The following is a 14,458-nucleotide window of genomic DNA, read 5'->3' on the forward strand; positions in this document are numbered from 1 at the left end:
AATAATTATTAATATACATTAAACTTCAAAAAACCAATAGGAGGAATATGTCAAATTTTGATAAAGTTGGTACTTTTATGAAAACATTTGGTCAAGAAGTTAAAACAAAACCTTCATTCAGTAGTGATAAAATAAACAAACTTAGAATAGATCTAATCAAAGAAGAGCTAGAAGAACTTACAGAGGCAATGCAAAATAAAGATTTGTTAGAAGTTGCAGATGCTTTGACAGACATACTTTACGTAACTTATGGAGCAGGTCATGCATTTGGAATTAATTTAGATGATTGTTTTAATGAAGTTCAAAACTCTAATATGAGTAAATTAGGTAAAGATGGAAAACCAATTTATAACGAGTCAGGAAAAGTTATGAAAGGGCCTAGTTATTTTAAACCAGATTTATCAAAGTTTGTCTCTTAAATTTCTAATTTAAAATCTATAGCTGGGGCACTATGAGTAATGCTACCAATAGAAATTCTGTTAACACCAGTTTTTGCTATTGATTTTACAGTTTTTAAATTAACGTTTCCTGAAGCCTCTATCTCGTAAGAACCCCTTATTATCTTAATTGCCTTTTTCAAACTATTTATGCTCATATTGTCTAATAAAACTCTATCAAATTTAAGACCCATTAAAGATTTTAACTGGTTTAAATTGTCTACTTCTACAGTAATTTTTTTTCCTTTTTTATTTTTAATAGCTTTTATAACTAGAGTTTTTAAATCTGATGATGCAATGTGATTATCTTTGATCAGATATTCATCACTTAAATTAAATCGATGATTAGTTCCACCCCCTAATTTAACTGCATATTTTTGTATTACTCTCAAATTTGGTATTGTTTTTCTAGTACAGCAGATATTTGTTTTTTTTCCCGCTAATTTTACAAATTTATTAGTAATTGTTGCTATTCCAGATATATGAGATAAAAAATTTAGCGCTACTCTTTCAGCTATCAAAATATTTTTTGCTTTTCCTTCAATTGTTGCAATCAAAGAACCTTTTTTTACATTAGAACCATCTCTTTTTTTTATCCTAAACTTTATTTTTTGATCAATTAAATAAAAAGCTTGTTTTGCAAATAATAATCCACCAACTATTGCACTTTGATTTGCAATAAGTTTAATTTTAATACTTTTGTCATTTTCAACCAAGCTGGATGTGATGTCCCCTGAGGGATAAAGATCCTCATTCAGTGCAAGCTTTACAGTATTAAGAATAAAAGTATTACTTAATTGAATTTTTGACACTTAATTTATCTGCCAATAGCTGCCATTTTTTCAACTGAAATTCTGGCTTTATCGATGGTTTCTTTGTCCATTATTATTTCACCAGTTTCGTTTTCTAAGCAATCTAATATCTTTGGGAGAGTAATTTTTTTCATGTGCGGGCACATGTTACATGGTTTTATAAATTCAACATTAGGATTTTCTACTTGTATATTATCACTCATTGAACATTCAGTAACCATCATTACTTTTTTAGGCTGATTGTCTTTAACATAATTAATCATACCAGACGTTGAGCCAGCAAAGTCACTTGCTTCTATTACATCTGGTGGACATTCAGGGTGAGCAATAATTTTTATACCTGGATTATTTAATCTTATGTCTTCAATTTCTTTTTTATTGAATTGGTCATGAACAACACAAATTCCTTTCCATGAAATAATCTCAACATCAGTTTGAGATGCAACATATTTAGCAAGATAATCATCTGGAAGAAATATTACTTTTTTTACACCAAGAGATTTCACAATTTTTACGGCATTAGCAGAAGTGCAACAAACATCTGTTTCAGCTTTTACTTCTGCTGAAGTATTCACATAAGAAACAACTGGCACCCCAGGATATTTTTCTTTCAATAATCTTACATCTTTACCTGTAATTGAAGATGACAATGAACAGCCCGCATTCATATCTGGTAGCAGAACTTTTTTACTTGGGCTCATTAATTTTGCTGTTTCAGCCATAAAATGAACTCCTGCCATTAATATTATATCTGCTGAGGTCTTTGATGCTTCAATAGCTAGAGCTAGAGAATCTGCAGAAAAATCAGCTACCCCATGATAAATTTCAGGTGTTTGATAATTATGAGCGAGTATTATTGCGTTTTTTTGCTTTTTAAGTTTATTAATTTTATCAATGTAAGGAGCATGCACTGACCATTCTATTTCAGGCATAACCTTTGAAATTTTTTGATAAATATGGTCAGTTGATAATTTTACGTCCTGTGTAAATTCCATATCATTATTTACCAATTTGAAAGATAGAAGTCATTCATTTATTATGAGACATATTGCGGTCGTGCTGAAATTGGTAGACAGGCACGGTTGAGGGCCGTGTGGACTTAGTCCATGAGAGTTCGAGTCTCTCCGACCGCACCAATTAATGATTATTTATCAATCCAATCAGGTTTCTTGATACTTATCGATGCTTCTTTTGTTGTGAATTTTAAACTCTGATCAAAATTTTTATCTAAATACTTTATAAGAGCAAAAGGATATTCGCTTTCAATTAAAACTTTTCCAATTTCATTTTCATTACTAAAAATACTTTCACCTTCATATAATTTTCCCTCAATTATATTAATTGGTAATAATCTTTTAGAAAGTTTATTTTTTAATTTAATTCTTGCTGTATTTTCTTGGCCAACATAACAACCTTTTTTAAAATCTATTCCATTTAATTCATCGTAGTTACACTCAATTCCAAAAAGTTTGTTTTGTAATTTATTTAAGTTCTTTGGAACTATTCCTAGTTTGTGACTGTGAGAATAATACTCTTCTATATTTGCATCTTTTAAATCTAGTTTTTTTAGAGATAGATATAGCTTTTCTAAGTTTATTATTAATCTTGCTCCTAAATTTTTATTTCTTGGATCTAATAAAATAGGATCCTCTCTATATTTCAAGGTGTAACCCTCAATATCTTGAGCTTTTTCTAAAGTTAAAAATTTTTGGTAAGATAATGCAGTTACAACAAATTCATTACTTAAATCTAAAATTTCAATTTTAGATCTCAGTTTATAAACATTTAATTGTTTAAATAGTTCTTTGCTTTGATCTTTTTCGCAATCAATAAAAAAACCTGATTTATGTTTTATGATTATGAAATCAAATAAAAACTTTCCCTGAGGAGATAATAATGATCCAAAACAACTATTAACATCGCTTACTTTTTTAATATCATTGGTTATTAAGTTTTGGAGAAAGTCTTTTACATCTTCGCCAGTTACATAAAGAACTGCTCTGTCTTTTAAAATATATACTTTATTAATATTCATAATTGATTGAATGCTTAATTTAATATAGTAACTTTTCTACTAAATGACAGATCTTATAATTAAAAATGGTAACTGTTTTATTGATAACAACCTTGTCAATACAGACATTGCTATTAAAGATAAAAAAATTTTAAAAATTGGTAAAAATCTTGGGGATGCAAAAGATATTATTGATGCTAGTGGTCTCACAGTTTTACCTGGATGTATAGATACACAAACTCATTTTAGAGAACCAGGTTCAACAGATACAGAAGATTTACATTCTGGAAGTAGAGCTGCAATCGCTGGTGGTATTACTTCAGTTTTTGAAATGCCAAATACTAATCCACCAACATCTAACATGAAAGAGTTTCAAAGAAAATTAGATTTAGCTAAAGATAGAATGTATTGTAATTACGCTTTCTATTTTGGTGCAACAGCAGATAATGCCAAAGATTTGGCAAGTTTAGTTGGTTTAGAAGGTTGTTGTGGCATCAAACTTTTTGCAGGCTCCTCAACAGGCAATTTATTAGTTGCTGAAGAAAATGACATAGAAAAGGTTTTTCAGAATGCCTCAAAAGTTGTTGCAGTCCATTCTGAGGATGAAGAAATTTTAAATAGAAATAAAAAACTTATTAAAGAAGGTGATGTTCATACCCATCCAGTTTGGAGAAGTGATGAATGTGCAATATCTTCAACAAGAAGAATTGTAAGAATTGCTGAAAAATATAAGAAAAAAGCACATATTTTGCATGTAACTACCAAGCAAGAAATAGATTTTCTATCTCAACACAAAGGCAATATTACTTTTGAAATTACACCTCAGCATCTAACAATTTATGCGCCAGATTGTTATGATAAGCTTGGAACGTATGCTCAAATGAATCCACCCTTAAGAGATAAATCTCATTATGATCGATTATGGTATGGAGTAAAAAATAATCTAAATGATACGATCGGCTCCGATCACGCGCCTCATTTAAAAGAAAATAAAGAAAAAACTTATCCCAACTCTCCTTCAGGAATGCCAGGTGTACAAACTTTAATGCCTGTTATGTTAAATCATGTAAATGATGGAAAGTTGACACTCTCACAGCTTGTAAAACTTGTTTGCGAAAATCCAGTAAAAATTTTTGGTATTCAAAATAAAGGTTTTATCAAAGAGCAATATGATGCTGATTTCACAATTATTGATATGAATAAAACTATAGAAATAAAAAATGAAATTATTGAGAGTAAATGTGGCTGGTCTCCATTTAATGGTTTTAAATTTAAAGGAACTCCAGTCTCAACAATAATTGGTGGAACAGTTAAAATGAAAAATGGTAAAATTTTAGGCGAACCAGAGGGAAAACCATTAAAGTTTAATTAATTTTTCCTGCAAAACTATTAACAAGTATAACTCCAACAACTATCAAAAACATCCCAACAATTGCCTGCCAGGCCAAAGTTTGTTTAAAAAATATATATCCTAAGATAGCAATTGTAAAAATTCCAAGTCCACTCCACGTAGCATAAACAATTGCAATTGGTAATTTATTAACAACAAAAGTTAAAAGATAAAAAGCAGTAAGGTAAAATATTGCTAAAAAAGTTGTTGGAATCAATTTAGTGAAATTTTGTGAAACAGGCAAAAGCATTGTTCCAGCTACCTCACAAAAAATAGCTCCTATCAAAAAAAGATAGGTCTTAAGCATTTTGTATAATATTATTTTCTTTTAAAGATACTTTTATTTCATCTAAGATTTTTGGATCATCAATCGTTGCTGGCATTTTGTATTCAACATTATCAGCAATTTTTCTTATTGTTCCTCTGAGAATTTTACCAGATCTTGTTTTTGGAAGTCTTTTCACGACTATTACAACTTTAAAAGCAGCAACAGGACCAATTTTATTCCTAACCATTTGAATACATTCTTTTGAGATTGTCTCATTATCTTTATCTACTCCTGCTTTTAAAACAATAAGCCCTATTGGTAGTTGTCCTTTTAATTTGTCAGCAATTCCAAGAACTGCGCATTCAGCAACTGATTGATGTTCTGATAACACTTCTTCAATTGCTCCAGTAGATAATCTATGTCCTGCAACATTTATAATGTCATCAGTTCTAGACATTATCCAAATATAACCATCCTCATCTATATGACCTGCATCATAGGTTTGATAATAACCCTCATAGTTACTCATATAATTTTCTTTATATCTATTATCAGCATTCCAAAGAGTAGGGAAAGTTCCTGGAGGCAAAGGAAGTTTAACAACAATATCTCCCATTTCATTTGGTTTTGCCAAAGATTGATCAGGTTTTATAATTTTTACATCATAACCAGGAACAGCTTTACAAGCTGATCCATATTTAGTTTTCATCATTTCTATTCCAATACAATTTGCACTTATTGCCCAACTTGTTTCAGTTTGCCACCAATGATCAATTACAGGTACTTTCAATAAATTTTCAGCCCACTTTATAGTATCTGGATCAGCTCTTTCCCCAGCTAAGAACAAAGTTTTGAATTTAGATAAATCATATTTTGAAAAAAATTTACCTTCAGGATCCTCTTTTTTGATTGCCCTAAAAGCAGTTGGAGCTGTGAACAGTGCTTTTACATTATGTTCAGAAATGATTTTCCAAAAAACTCCAGCATCAGGAGCTCCAACCGGTTTTCCTTCAAACAAAACAGTAGTACACCCCTTAAACAAAGGAGCGTAAACAATATAAGAGTGCCCGACAATCCAACCTATGTCACTTGCTGACCACCAAACATCATCTTCATCAATATTGTAGATATTTTTCATCGTCCATTTTAAAGCTACTATATGACCACCTATATCCCTTACTATCCCTTTAGGGGTGCCTGTTGTACCTGAGGTGTACAAAATATACGCCAATTCATTTGAGTTCATCTCAACACAGTCGACATCTTTAGCTTTAGAGACCACTTCTTGCCAATCAAGTTCATTTGATGAGCTAAGTTTGACCTCATGATCTTTTCTTTGAAATAAAATTAATTTTTCGATTTTATGTTTTGCTTTTTTTAAAGCTTCATCCACAAGCGGTTTATATTCAACAGTTCTTCCTGGTTCAAAACCACATGAAGCTGTTACTAAAATTTTTGCAGTACTATCATCAATTCTACTTGCTAGCTCATCAGAAGCAAAACCTCCAAACACCACTGAGTGAATAGCCCCAATCCTAGCACAAGCTAGCATTGCAATTACAGCCTCTGGTATCATTGGCATGTAAATAATTACTCTATCTCCTTTATTAACTCCTTGCTCTTTCAATCCACCAGCAAATTTTGAAACTTTTGATCTTAATTCCTCATAAGTAAATTTTAATTTCTGACCTGTGATCGGACTATCGTAGATTAAAGCGGTTTTTTGACCTTTTCCATTATCAATATGAACGTCTAAAGCATTGTAGCAAGTGTTAGTGACCCCATCACTGAACCATTTATAAAAAGGTGGGTTTGATTTATCTAAAATTTTTGTCGGTTTCTTAAACCAAAAGACATCATTAGATATGTCTTGCCAAAAATTTTCAGGATTATTGATAGATTGATTGTAAATATCTTTAAAATTATTCATAAAAATTATTTTGATTCGTAACGGCCTTATTTTTACTTTTTTAACTTATAGATTGTATTTAATTTTAAAAAGTCAGTAAAATCAATGTAAATTAAAGGTAATTTTGTCTTCAATTTTCTAACTTTATTTGCTATTTAACCCCAACTTTGGCTTAGGGTAACTTAAGTCTAGTTTATATAAACTAAATAAATAAAAACTAACGAAGAGGGAGTTTTTTATGAAAAAACTTAAATTGTTTGCTCTTACAGCTGTTGCTCTTATGGGTGTTACAGGTGTAGCAAACGCAGAAACTGCCATGTTAGCTCAAGATGATTTCGTAGGTATTTCATTTTGGTTAGTATCTATGGCTTGTTTAGCTGCTACTGTGTTCTTCTTTTTAGAGAGAAGTTCAGTTCCAGCTGGATGGAGAGTTTCAATGACAGTTGCTGGTCTAGTAACTGGTATTGCATTCGTACACTACATGTACATGAGAGATGTATGGATCGCTACTGGTGATTCACCAACTGTTTACAGATATATTGACTGGTTAATTACTGTACCGTTATTGATGTTAGAATTCTATTTTGTTCTATCAGCAGTAAACAAAGCAGACTCTGGAATTTTCTGGAGACTGATGATTGGTACATTAGTAATGCTAGTAGGTGGATACTTAGGAGAAGCAGGATACATCAACACTACACTTGGTTTCATTATCGGTATGGCTGGTTGGGTATACATTCTTTATGAAGTATTCTCTGGTGAAGCAGGTAAGAGAGCAGCGAAAAGTGGTAATAAAGCACTTGTAACTGCTTTTGGTGCAATGAGAATGATCGTTACTGTAGGTTGGGCTATTTACCCGTTAGGTTACATTTTTGGTTACATGACAGGTGGAGTAGACGCTAGCTCACTTAACGTGATTTACAACGCAGCTGACTTCTTGAACAAGATCGCTTTCGGTCTAATCATTTGGGCAGCAGCAATGCAACAACCTGGTAGAGCTAAGTAAGTTTTACTAAGTTAAGATTTAAAAGGGGCGAGTATGTACTTACATACTTGCCCTTTTTTTTTAACAGAATATATCTAAGACATGGCAAAAATTACTTACATAACCCACGATAATAAATCCCAAACTTTGGAAGTTCAAAATGGACTTTCTGTGATGGAAGGTGCAGTACAAAATGATGTACCGGGTATTGATGCAGATTGCGGAGGTGGGATGGCGTGTGCAACTTGTCATGTGTATGTAAATGAAGAATGGTTAGATAAACTACCAGCTAAAGAAGATGGTGAAGAGGACATGTTAGATATGGCATTTGAGCCAAAGCAAAATAGTAGGTTAAGTTGTCAGCTGATTGTTTCAGATGATCTTGATGGCTTAGTTGTAAATATCCCATCCAAACAAGGTTAAATGATTAAAACAGATGTATTGATAATTGGTGCTGGACCAACAGGTTTATTTTGCGCTCATCAATTAGGATTAATTGGTCTTAAGTGTGAGATAGTAGATAATTTAGATAAAGCAGGTGGACAGTGTATTGAACTTTATCCTGATAAACCAATCTATGATATTCCAGCGGTACCAGAATGTACTGGTGAAGAATTAACAAATAATCTTTTAAAACAGATTAAACCTTTTGATGTTAAGTTTCATTTGAATGAAAGAGTTGAAACAGTAAGAAAAGAAAATAATAATTGGTATGTAAAAACGAATAACAATAATGAATTTACCGTATCAAGCATCATTATTGCTGGAGGGGTTGGTTCATTTGAGCCAAGAAAATTCCCATTAAAAGATATTGAAAAATTTGAAAACAAATCATTATTTTATTCAGTAAAAGATAAAAGTATTTTTAAAGATAAAACCATTTCTATTTTTGGTGGTGGAGATAGCGCTTTAGATTGGGCAATAGAACTGTCACAAAGTTCTAAAATAAATTTAATACATAGAAGAGACGGTTTTAGTGGTGCTCAAGCAAGTGTTGATAAAGTTAAAGAATTAGAAAAATCAGGAAAATTAAACTTATTTACAAAATATCAGATCAATTCAATTCAGGGTGAAAATGATATTAATTCAGTCTCAATAAAACATGACGAAGGTGAAATTAAAGAACTTAAAACTGATTATGTATTGGGTTTTTTTGGTTTGATTATGCAGCTAGGTCCAATTTTGGATTGGGGATTAAATTTAAATAAAAAAACAATAGAGGTTGATACAGAAAAATTTGAAACTAATCAGCCAGGGATTTTTGCAATTGGTGACATATGTAATTATCCTGGCAAATTAAAATTGATATTATCAGGTTTTCATGAAGGAGCGTTAGCTGCAAGAGGATGTTTTAAGTATGCAAGACCTGATGAAAAACTAAGATTTGAATTCACAACAACATCTAAAGCAGCACAAGAGCGTTTAGGTGTTAAAAAATGATAGAACTTTTTTCTGAAAATACTCCAAATGGAAAAAAAATTAGTATCATGCTTGAGGAGATTGGTTATGACTATAAAGTAACTAAAATCGATATAAGCAATGATGAACAATTTAAACCAGAATTTAAAAAAATAAGTCCATTTAGTAAAATACCTGTAATTACCGATCACAAAAATAATAAAACTATTTTTGAGTCTGGTGCTATTTTAATTTATCTAGGTGAATTGAGTGGTAAATTTTATGATAAAGACAATCGAACTGATATCAATCAATGGTTAATGGCACAAATGGGTTATATTGGACCAATGCTAGGTCAGCATCATCAATTTCATCATTACAATCCTGGTAAAAGTGAATTTGGTGAAGAGCGTTACTTCAAAATTTCAAAAAGAATTTACAGTGAGGTAGATGAAGTTTTGTCTAAGACAAAGTTTTTAGCTGGTGAAGAATATACCATAGCAGACATTGCAACGTTCCCATGGTTTGCAAGACACGAATGGCATGACATTGGAATTCAAAATTTCAAAAATTTATCAAGATGGTATGAGGAAATTTCAAAGAGAGATGGGGTGAAAAAGGGATACGCTTTTATGAATAAAGATGAAGATGTTCCAAAAATAAACTATTAATCGTCTACGTGAACTTTTTCCTCTTTTTCATGTTTTTCTTGAGCAGCAATCGTATATTTTGCAACTGGCCTTGCCATTAATCTTTTAAGACCAATAGGCTCAGCAGTATCTAGACAATAACCATAAGTATCATCTTTAATTCTCATTAAAGCTTTATCAATTTCCGAGATTAATTTTATTTGTCTATTGATAGCTTTCATCTCTACATTTTTGTCAGTGTATGAACTCGCTTGGTCAACTATATCAGCAGAGATGCTATTATCATCCATACTGCCATAGTATAAAGCTTCATTGTTTGATTTGACTAATTCTTTTTTCCACTCTTGCAGTTTCATTCTGAAATATACCTTATGTTTTTCACACATATATTTTTCGGTATCTTTTGGAACATAGGTCTTAGAAATTTTAACTGGAGCTTTGCTAGTTTCTTTCGCTTTTGCAACAGGCTTAGTTGTTTTTTTTGGAGTTTTTTTTGTCTCTTTTGTTTTTACTTTAGTAATTTTTTTTTTAGTTTTAGTAACTTTAGGCATAGCTTTAAATTAGTAGGCGCGGAGTATATTCAGCAAAATTAGGGTGTCAAGCAGGGTTAATTAATGTAATTGTTCAATAATGGATGTTTTTAAAAGAAATATTAACAATATCTTTTTTATATTTTTATTGTCTCATTTAATTATTTGGACATTAGTTCCAACTCTTACAAATCAAAATTTGCCATTAGACACTATAGAAGCATTAGCCTGGGGAAGTAACCTAGAATGGGGTTTTAATAAACATCCTCCAGCAAGTGCTTTTTTTCCCGAATTATTTTACCAAATATTTGGAGCTCAAGACTGGGCTTATTATTTATTAAGTCAAATATTTGTATGTGTGGCTTTTATTTATGTTTTTAAATTGGCTAATGAGATTTTTAATAATTTATTGTTGAGCCTAATCTCAGTATTATTACTTGAGAGTATTTATTTTTATAATTTCACTACACCAGAATTTAATGTCAATGTTTGCCAACTACCTTTTTGGTCAATGGTTGTTTTTTATTCTTGGAGAATTCTTAAAAATAATGAAATTGATGTTAAAGATTGTATCTTAATAGGATTTTTTGGAGCAGTTGGTTTTTTATCTAAATACTTATTTGTTTATTTATTGTTATCGATTGTTTTACTTTTTTTATATTTCATCTTTTTTAAAAAATTAAAAAGATTTGATTTTAAATATTTTATAGCAATTGAAGTATTTATAATTTTGCTTGTTCCTCATTTAATTTGGTTAAATGAAAATAATTTTATAACTTTGACATATGGTTTAAAAAGAACAGGTTTAGAAACATCGAATTTTCTTGATCATTTAAAATTTCCAACAATTTTTATTTTAAAACAATTTGCAATTTTAGTACCTTTTTTTGGATTAATATATTTATTAGTTAATAAATTTAAATTTAAATTAAATCTTAAAGATAAAAAATTGTTATTTTTGGTTTTTATAAATCTTTTACCAATTTTATTGATGCTTCTTACTTCCATAATAACAGGCTCAAGAATAAGAACTATGTGGATGACACCATTTTATTTATTTTTTGGTGTTTTCGCAGTTTATCTTTTTAAAAATCAAATTAATTTAAAAAAACTTAATTCATTTTTATATGGATTTATCTTTTTAGTACTTTTGTCACCAATTTTGTATTCTTATATTTCAATTAAACAAACAAATAAACGTACAGATTATTTTGGAAAAGAAATAGCAGATCTTGTGGAGAGAAGATGGAATAAAAATTTTTCAAATGAAATTATGTATGTTGTAGGAGATGAGTGGTTTGCAGGAAATTTATCTTATCATTTGCCTTCTCGTCCTAAGTGGTTTTTGGAGCTTAAAGGAAAAGTTAATTCTTTAGACCCCAATGGTGGAATAATTTATGTAGGCAATCCAGAAATTTTAAAAAAGATATGTCCAGGAGATTTTGGCCAAATGGATAAACATGGTTATTGTATGATTGGTTCAAGATAATATGAAAATTAAAATTTTAATTCCTGTCTTTAATGATTGGCAATCATTGTCAAAACTTTTAAATAACATTGATAATGAAGTTCAAAATATTAATCATGAAATTTCAATTATCATAGTTGATGATGCATCCACCTTTGATCGACAATTAGAAACTGCCGATTTATCAAATATTAACTCAGTTAAAATTCTTGTCATGAAAGAAAATAGGGGTCATGCAAGATGCATAGCTGCTGGTCTAAAATATATTTTAGAAAAAGAAGAATTTGATTATGTGATACCCATGGATGGTGATGGAGAAGATAGACCAGAAGAAATAAAAGAATTCATTAAAACTATAGAAAATAATCCTGATAAAACAATTATTGGAGAAAGGGTTAAAAGATCAGAAGCTTTTATTTTTAAGCTGTGTTATTTTTTTCATAAACTTATAACATTAGTGTTCACGGGCCATTCGATTAAGTTTGGAAATTTTACCTGTCTATCTAAATCTACTGTTGAGAAACTTATTAATGAAAAAGCCACTTGGAATAGTTTTTCTGGCGCACTAACTAAAGTTGAGAAAAACAAGATATCAATTCCATCTATTAGAGGTGAGAGATATTTTGGTCCTTCTAAAATGAGTTTTTCAAATCTTTTAAAACACTCTTTATCTATTATTAGTGTCTTTAAAAATGCAGTTCTAATTCGATCAGCATTATTTATTATATTTTATGTTTATTTGATTAAATCTAATGCCACAATAATCATGTTAATTCCCTTTATTCTATTACTGATTATGATTTATTCGATCTCAAGTTTGTCTATGAGAGAAAACATGGATGAATTTAAAGATTGTTTAAAAAATATAGCCAGTATTGAAAATTTGAAATAAAGTTTAGTTTAAGCTCTAATTTTTGGCAGTGAATAAAAGTCAGCTGTATCTATCTTTGAAGAGTATTCTCTCTTCATATTCCATTTTTTTTGAACACCAGCACTTGCAACACTTAACGTAGCTCTTCCATATCGATGGTTGGTGTTATCTATTGATCGCATTAGATTTCCTATTTTTTCATCTCGTTCAGAAGAAAATAGATTTTTCCTGCCATCATCATTTTTTAGTCCTGTAAGCATGACACCTGCTTTTTGATATTGATAACCATTTTTAAAAATACTTTCCAATATTGAAACTGCTGCTTTGACTATTTCTATACTATTGTTGGTTGCTATTGGAAAATCTAATGTTTTTGAATTTGAGTAATAACCAAAATTTCTTTGAAAAGGACTAGTTCTGACAAACACTGTGATTGCTTTTGTAACTAAAGACTCTGACCTAATTTTTTCTGATGCATTTAAGCAATAACTTGCAACTGCTTCTTTTAATTCTTGAAATTTTTCTACTCTTTTGCCAAATGATCTTGATACAACACAACTTTTTCTTTTAGCTGTTGTTGTTTCTAAACTAATACATGGAATACCTTTCAATTCCATTGCTGTCCTTGAGCTTAGTACATTAGAGCTTTTTTTAATCCAGTTATTAGATTTATTCTTAAGTTGTTTAGCATTATAAATTCCATTCTTTTGATAAAATTTTGTAAGTTGTTTTCCAACACCCCAGACATCATTAATATCTATCTTTTCTAAAATTGGGTCAATATTTTCAATTCCAATTAAACTAGTCACACCTGATATCTTTTTCTTAGCTATATGATTTGCAACTTTGCTTAATGTTTTTGTTTTGGCTATCCCTATACTTGTTGGAATACCAGTCCACTTTAAAACTGTTTCTCTAATTTCCTTTCCAACTTTTTCTATATCTTGATCAGGAAAATTTGATAAATCTATGAAAGCCTCATCAATTGAATAAACTTCTATTTCTGTGTTAAATCTTTTTAATGTTCTCATTACTCTTCTAGATAAGTCACCATACAAAGAATAATTTGATGAAAAAACTTCAACTTTATTTTTAATGATAATATCTTTAGCTTTAAAATAAGGTTCTCCCATTTTAATTCCTAAAGCTTTTGCCTCATTAGATCTAGAGATGATACAACCATCATTATTTGATAAAACAACAACAGGTTTTTTTCTTATTCTTGGGTTAAACAATCTTTCACAAGAGACGTAAAAAGAATTACAGTCAACTAAAGCTAACTTTTTAGTATGTTGAATGGATGACATAAGTTACAACCCCCCAAATAAAAATATCTTCATCTTCATTAAGTAAAATTCGGTCATTAAAATTTTTAGACCCAGATGTTAAAAATTTTTTATCTCTTTCTTGGACTAAACTTTTAACGACTAGTTCATCATGAACATTTGCTATTACTGTTGAGAAATTTTTTGGTGTTAAGCTTTTATCAACGACCAATAAGTCTCCATCATTAATTCCAACATCAACCATTGATTTACCTTGAACTCGGATAATAAATGTAGCTGGAACATTTCTTATTAGATGAATATTTAAATCAATATCTTCTTCGATATAATCTGTTGCAGGAGAAGGAAATCCAGCGCCTGCTTTATGCAAGTAATAAGGGATAGTTAGTTTCATGTTCTTGTTTTGTTCTTATTTATAGACTAGTTATACAATGCACGCA

General features: G+C 30.2%; 16 protein-coding genes and 1 tRNA gene. 9 read left to right on the forward strand and 8 right to left on the reverse strand.

Annotated elements, in window-relative coordinates; all coding sequences use genetic code 11:
• Positions 1-47 precede the first annotated feature (47 nt).
• Complete coding sequence (locus tag ACTTAU_RS02875) at positions 48-419, forward strand: phosphoribosyl-ATP diphosphatase (RefSeq protein WP_438305725.1); 372 nt, start codon at positions 48-50, stop codon at positions 417-419.
• Here the strand turns inward: ACTTAU_RS02875 and nadC are convergent.
• Positions 416-1,249, reverse strand: coding sequence for a carboxylating nicotinate-nucleotide diphosphorylase (nadC, locus tag ACTTAU_RS02880; RefSeq protein WP_438305724.1), 834 nt, complete (start codon positions 1,247-1,249; stop codon positions 416-418). The genes ACTTAU_RS02875 and nadC overlap by 4 nt on opposite strands.
• 5 nt (positions 1,250-1,254) lie before the next feature.
• On the reverse strand, positions 1,255-2,244 hold the full coding sequence (nadA, locus tag ACTTAU_RS02885) for a quinolinate synthase NadA (protein WP_438305721.1): 990 nt from the start codon (positions 2,242-2,244) through the stop codon (positions 1,255-1,257).
• 55 nt (positions 2,245-2,299) lie between these two features.
• On the opposite strand from nadA, the gene ACTTAU_RS02890 reads away from it, so the two are divergent.
• Positions 2,300-2,385 (forward strand) — tRNA-Leu (locus ACTTAU_RS02890).
• Between the two features lie 8 nt (positions 2,386-2,393).
• Here the strand turns inward: ACTTAU_RS02890 and ygfZ are convergent.
• A complete protein-coding gene (gene ygfZ / locus ACTTAU_RS02895; RefSeq protein WP_438305719.1) occupies positions 2,394-3,284 on the reverse strand; it encodes a CAF17-like 4Fe-4S cluster assembly/insertion protein YgfZ in 891 nt (296 codons plus the stop codon).
• Positions 3,285-3,327: 43 nt separating this feature from the next.
• Between ygfZ and ACTTAU_RS02900 the strand changes: the two genes are divergently transcribed.
• Positions 3,328-4,635 carry a dihydroorotase gene (locus tag ACTTAU_RS02900; RefSeq protein WP_438305718.1) on the forward strand — a complete coding sequence of 436 codons (1,308 nt, stop codon included), beginning with the start codon at positions 3,328-3,330 and terminating at the stop codon, positions 4,633-4,635.
• On the opposite strand, the gene ACTTAU_RS02905 is transcribed toward ACTTAU_RS02900, so the two are convergent.
• Together ACTTAU_RS02905 and ACTTAU_RS02910 are read right to left on the reverse strand one after the other, a co-directional pair.
• Entirely contained in the window at positions 4,628-4,960 is a 333-nt protein-coding gene (locus ACTTAU_RS02905; protein WP_438305715.1) for a DMT family transporter, read from the reverse strand. The two genes, ACTTAU_RS02900 and ACTTAU_RS02905, sit on opposite strands and share 8 nt — an antisense overlap.
• A complete protein-coding gene (locus ACTTAU_RS02910; protein ID WP_438305713.1) occupies positions 4,953-6,851 on the reverse strand; it encodes a propionyl-CoA synthetase in 1,899 nt (632 codons plus the stop codon). The genes ACTTAU_RS02905 and ACTTAU_RS02910 overlap by 8 nt, the downstream gene beginning before the upstream one ends.
• A gap of 217 nt (positions 6,852-7,068) precedes the next feature.
• Here ACTTAU_RS02910 and ACTTAU_RS02915 point away from each other — a divergent pair, with 217 nt between their 5' ends.
• The 4 genes from ACTTAU_RS02915 (at position 7,069) to ACTTAU_RS02930 (ending at position 9,884) form a co-directional block, all read left to right on the forward strand.
• Positions 7,069-7,836, forward strand: coding sequence for a bacteriorhodopsin-like (locus ACTTAU_RS02915; RefSeq protein WP_085113892.1), 768 nt, complete (start codon positions 7,069-7,071; stop codon positions 7,834-7,836).
• An 81-nt stretch (positions 7,837-7,917) separates the two neighbouring features.
• Complete coding sequence (locus tag ACTTAU_RS02920) at positions 7,918-8,238, forward strand: 2Fe-2S iron-sulfur cluster-binding protein (protein ID WP_085113893.1); 321 nt, start codon at positions 7,918-7,920, stop codon at positions 8,236-8,238.
• On the forward strand, positions 8,239-9,255 hold the full coding sequence (locus ACTTAU_RS02925; protein WP_438305711.1) for an NAD(P)/FAD-dependent oxidoreductase: 1,017 nt from the start codon (positions 8,239-8,241) through the stop codon (positions 9,253-9,255).
• Entirely contained in the window at positions 9,252-9,884 is a 633-nt protein-coding gene (locus tag ACTTAU_RS02930) for a glutathione S-transferase family protein (protein WP_438305709.1), read from the forward strand. The genes ACTTAU_RS02925 and ACTTAU_RS02930 overlap by 4 nt, the downstream gene beginning before the upstream one ends.
• Here the strand turns inward: ACTTAU_RS02930 and ACTTAU_RS02935 are convergent.
• Positions 9,881-10,414, reverse strand: a complete 534-nt coding sequence (locus ACTTAU_RS02935) for a TraR/DksA family transcriptional regulator (RefSeq protein WP_438305708.1) — start codon at positions 10,412-10,414, stop codon at positions 9,881-9,883. The two genes, ACTTAU_RS02930 and ACTTAU_RS02935, sit on opposite strands and share 4 nt — an antisense overlap.
• Positions 10,415-10,493: 79 nt before the next feature.
• Between ACTTAU_RS02935 and ACTTAU_RS02940 the strand changes: the two genes are divergently transcribed.
• Both ACTTAU_RS02940 and ACTTAU_RS02945 read left to right on the forward strand, forming a co-directional pair.
• Positions 10,494-11,882: a glycosyltransferase family 39 protein gene (locus tag ACTTAU_RS02940; protein WP_438305706.1), complete on the forward strand. Its 1,389-nt coding sequence runs from the start codon at positions 10,494-10,496 to the stop codon at positions 11,880-11,882.
• 1 nt (position 11,883) lies between these two features.
• The gene (locus ACTTAU_RS02945) at positions 11,884-12,753 is read left to right on the forward strand and encodes a glycosyltransferase family 2 protein (RefSeq protein WP_438305704.1); all 870 of its coding nucleotides are present in this window, start codon (positions 11,884-11,886) and stop codon (positions 12,751-12,753) included.
• A gap of 8 nt (positions 12,754-12,761) precedes the next feature.
• On the opposite strand, the gene ACTTAU_RS02950 is transcribed toward ACTTAU_RS02945, so the two are convergent.
• Positions 12,762-14,039, reverse strand: coding sequence for a Y-family DNA polymerase (locus tag ACTTAU_RS02950; protein WP_438305702.1), 1,278 nt, complete (start codon positions 14,037-14,039; stop codon positions 12,762-12,764).
• Positions 14,017-14,412, reverse strand: a complete 396-nt coding sequence (locus ACTTAU_RS02955) for a LexA family protein (protein ID WP_085113900.1) — start codon at positions 14,410-14,412, stop codon at positions 14,017-14,019. The genes ACTTAU_RS02950 and ACTTAU_RS02955 overlap by 23 nt, the downstream gene beginning before the upstream one ends.
• Positions 14,413-14,458: the final 46 nt, after the last annotated feature.

It is taken from the genome of Candidatus Pelagibacter sp. HIMB1505 (assembly GCF_052047915.1).
Classification (GTDB): domain Bacteria; phylum Pseudomonadota; class Alphaproteobacteria; order Pelagibacterales; family Pelagibacteraceae; genus Pelagibacter; species Pelagibacter communis_A.

Coding starts and splice junctions, on each gene's coding strand:
- ACTTAU_RS02875 (WP_438305725.1), top strand. CDS start 48: ATGTCAAATTTTGATAAAGTTGGTACTTTTATGAAAACATTTGGTCAA.
- nadA (WP_438305721.1), bottom strand. CDS start 2,244: ATGGAATTTACACAGGACGTAAAATTATCAACTGACCATATTTATCAA.
- ygfZ (WP_438305719.1), bottom strand. CDS start 3,284: ATGAATATTAATAAAGTATATATTTTAAAAGACAGAGCAGTTCTTTAT.
- ACTTAU_RS02900 (WP_438305718.1), top strand. CDS start 3,328: ATGACAGATCTTATAATTAAAAATGGTAACTGTTTTATTGATAACAAC.
- ACTTAU_RS02905 (WP_438305715.1), bottom strand. CDS start 4,960: ATGCTTAAGACCTATCTTTTTTTGATAGGAGCTATTTTTTGTGAGGTA.
- ACTTAU_RS02910 (WP_438305713.1), bottom strand. CDS start 6,851: ATGAATAATTTTAAAGATATTTACAATCAATCTATCAATAATCCTGAA.
- ACTTAU_RS02915 (WP_085113892.1), top strand. CDS start 7,069: ATGAAAAAACTTAAATTGTTTGCTCTTACAGCTGTTGCTCTTATGGGT.
- ACTTAU_RS02920 (WP_085113893.1), top strand. CDS start 7,918: ATGGCAAAAATTACTTACATAACCCACGATAATAAATCCCAAACTTTG.
- ACTTAU_RS02925 (WP_438305711.1), top strand. CDS start 8,239: ATGATTAAAACAGATGTATTGATAATTGGTGCTGGACCAACAGGTTTA.
- ACTTAU_RS02930 (WP_438305709.1), top strand. CDS start 9,252: ATGATAGAACTTTTTTCTGAAAATACTCCAAATGGAAAAAAAATTAGT.
- ACTTAU_RS02935 (WP_438305708.1), bottom strand. CDS start 10,414: ATGCCTAAAGTTACTAAAACTAAAAAAAAAATTACTAAAGTAAAAACA.
- ACTTAU_RS02940 (WP_438305706.1), top strand. CDS start 10,494: ATGGATGTTTTTAAAAGAAATATTAACAATATCTTTTTTATATTTTTA.
- ACTTAU_RS02945 (WP_438305704.1), top strand. CDS start 11,884: ATGAAAATTAAAATTTTAATTCCTGTCTTTAATGATTGGCAATCATTG.
- ACTTAU_RS02950 (WP_438305702.1), bottom strand. CDS start 14,039: ATGTCATCCATTCAACATACTAAAAAGTTAGCTTTAGTTGACTGTAAT.
- ACTTAU_RS02955 (WP_085113900.1), bottom strand. CDS start 14,412: ATGAAACTAACTATCCCTTATTACTTGCATAAAGCAGGCGCTGGATTT.